This is a genomic window from Vibrio mimicus CAIM 602 (assembly GCF_000338875.1).
GTDB classification, from domain to species: Bacteria; Pseudomonadota; Gammaproteobacteria; order Enterobacterales; family Vibrionaceae; genus Vibrio; species Vibrio mimicus.
On record NZ_AOMO01000080.1, the window covers coordinates 1 to 2,243 of the forward strand.

Sequence of the window (2,243 nt, forward strand, 5' to 3'; positions counted from 1 at the left end):
GTCAACGCGCGGCGTTCCAGTCCCAWTGAGTCCGCGGTGGTTACAGTTGTTGTGTTTGAGTTTGGTTGTTATGCGTTGCCAGCCCCTTAGGCGGGCGTTATGTAAAAAGGCAGCTAATTATTGCTGCCTTAAGATTTATTATTTTGAACAATTAGCGTTGACGATATAGCTTGTTTGATCAAATTGTTGCCATGCCCCAGTACCCACGCCATCAACGACAAGGATAGACACGATGCCAAAGTCGATGAAGATACCTAGTAAAGTTGTTGCATCAAATGATTTGGTAACAGGAATGGTGACTGAGTGACAATTATCTTCTTCAACGCGAATAGTATAGTTCTGGTTTTTCTTGAATGCGGTAATTACATTACCATTACCTAAGTATGCTTCGTTGACATAGATCTTTGCTGCTGGGTTCTGGCTGCGAATAGATACTTGTTGGCTTGTGCCGTGGAACATTGCTGCACAGCCAGACAGCGTGAAAAGGAAGATAAAGCTGATTAAAAGTTTTTTCATTGTTTCGCTCAAGGTTTTTGTAAAGCACGCATTTTCTCGAATTTACAATTCTATTGAAAGCCATAATGTGAGCTCATTATGTTAGTTGGCTATTTTTTACATAACAAACGCCTCAAGAGGGACTGTCAACGCGTGGCGTTTCCAGTCCCATTGAGCCGCGGTGGTTACAGTTGTTGTGTTTGAGTTTAGTTGTTATGCGTTGCCAGCCCCTTAGGCGGGCGTTAGCCGTCATGGAGCTTGCTATACTCAAAGTGATAGAATAGTATCACTTTAGTAATCCTTAGGAGCAGCTCTCATGAAAGTAGAACTAGTTACATCACTCAAACGACAAGCAACCAAGATCCTAGCTGATCTCCACGACACCAAAGAACCAGTGTTAATTACGGAGCATGGTAAGCCATCTGCGTATCTAGTTGATGTTGATGATTACGAGTTTATGCAAAATCGTTTGGCCATTCTCGAAGGTATTGCACGAGGTGAACGCGCAATAGCTGACGGAAAGGTTGTTGGTCATAATGAAGCCAAGGACAAAATGTCAAAATGGCTGAAGTAATTTGGACTGAACCGGCGCTATCTGACCTAAATGATATCGCTGAGTACATCGCGCTTGAAAATGTCGTTGCTGCAAAGCAACTGGTTCAAGCGATCTTCTCAAAAGTCGAACGTCTAGAAGTTTTCCCAGAGTCAGGTCGTATTCCGCCAGAATTAGAGCATTTGAGTTATCGTGAAGTTGTAGCAAATCCATGTCGTGTTTTCTATAAACAAGACGGTGACAAGGTATTTATTCTGTTTGTTATGCGCGCAGAGAGAGATTTGCGTAAGTTCTTGTTAAGTAGACAATAACCTTTGGGAATGAGCGGCTAACAAACGCTTTAAGACGGATTCGCAACGCGTGGCACTTTCATCAAGCGTTGACTTCAGTGATTTCGGTGGTGTGCAGACATATCGCATTGCGTTGCTCACCACTTAAGCGGGCGTTAGGTTAATCTATTCAACGTAGGGAGTAATAAATGGAATTTGTCCCCGTAAATATTGAAACGGAGGGTGCTCTCGATTTGTGTGTTCAATTTCGTCGTGATGCACATCTCGTAAGTTTTGGAGATGACACTAACTTTAATGTCGGCGAGACTAAAGCGTGGTTTACAAAGCTAAACACATTTGACAATTCTGGCTTTTATCATGTTTTCAAAAACAATGAGGTTATAGGTCAAATAGAATTCCGAAATGGCTTGCTGGATGAACAAGGAGTGAAGTTCGGCTACATTAACTTACTGTATTTGTTACCAGAATATCGCAATAAAGGTTTAGGTAGTGAGCTAGAAGACTTTATATTCGCTCAGTTCAAAAACGAGCGATGTGCGTATGCTCACTTGCGCTATATACCTGCTAATTTACAAGCAGTTAGTTTCTATCATAAGCATGGTTGGACTGATGTGGGTGAGATTGGCGAGCGCGGACAATTAGCAGAAAAACGATTAACCTAACAAAGCGTTAAAGAGGGATTCATGCCGCGTGGCATTTTTAGTATGCGGTGATTTTTGGTGGTGAAGTGGTCTGCAGAAGGTTGGTTTATGCGGCATTCACCCCTTAACGCAGCGTTATGCTTAATCCATAAAAATCAGTAGGTTGTGTTTGTCGATTTCTTTGGCATTTCGTTCAGGTTTTGTCGGCAATTCAATATTGTTTTTCGCTGTCTAATGAAACGGCAATGCATCTGGCGCTTGTAA

General features: G+C 42.3%; 4 protein-coding genes and 1 pseudogene. 4 read left to right on the plus strand and 1 reads right to left on the minus strand.

Annotation, left to right across the window (positions count from 1 at the left end):
• Nucleotides 1-138: 138 nt before the first annotated feature.
• On the minus strand, nt 139-516 hold the full coding sequence (locus tag D908_RS02000) for a PEGA domain-containing protein (RefSeq protein WP_005527182.1): 378 nt from the start codon (nt 514-516) through the stop codon (nt 139-141).
• 295 nt (nt 517-811) lie between these two features.
• Here D908_RS02000 and D908_RS01995 point away from each other — a divergent pair, with 295 nt between their 5' ends.
• From D908_RS01995 to D908_RS23290, 4 genes and pseudogenes are all read left to right on the plus strand, one after another.
• Complete coding sequence (locus D908_RS01995; protein ID WP_000861988.1) at nt 812-1,069, plus strand: type II toxin-antitoxin system Phd/YefM family antitoxin; 258 nt, start codon at nt 812-814, stop codon at nt 1,067-1,069.
• On the plus strand, nt 1,057-1,359 hold the full coding sequence (locus tag D908_RS01990; RefSeq protein ID WP_000852547.1) for a type II toxin-antitoxin system RelE/ParE family toxin: 303 nt from the start codon (nt 1,057-1,059) through the stop codon (nt 1,357-1,359). The genes D908_RS01995 and D908_RS01990 overlap by 13 nt, the downstream gene beginning before the upstream one ends.
• A gap of 167 nt (nt 1,360-1,526) precedes the next feature.
• Nucleotides 1,527-2,000 (plus strand): GNAT family N-acetyltransferase, encoded by a 474-nt coding sequence (locus D908_RS01985; RefSeq protein ID WP_005527189.1) that lies wholly within the window; start codon nt 1,527-1,529, stop codon nt 1,998-2,000.
• Nucleotides 2,001-2,116: 116 nt separating this feature from the next.
• Nucleotides 2,117-2,243, plus strand: a pseudogene (locus D908_RS23290) (DUF3709 domain-containing protein); the annotation flags it as partial.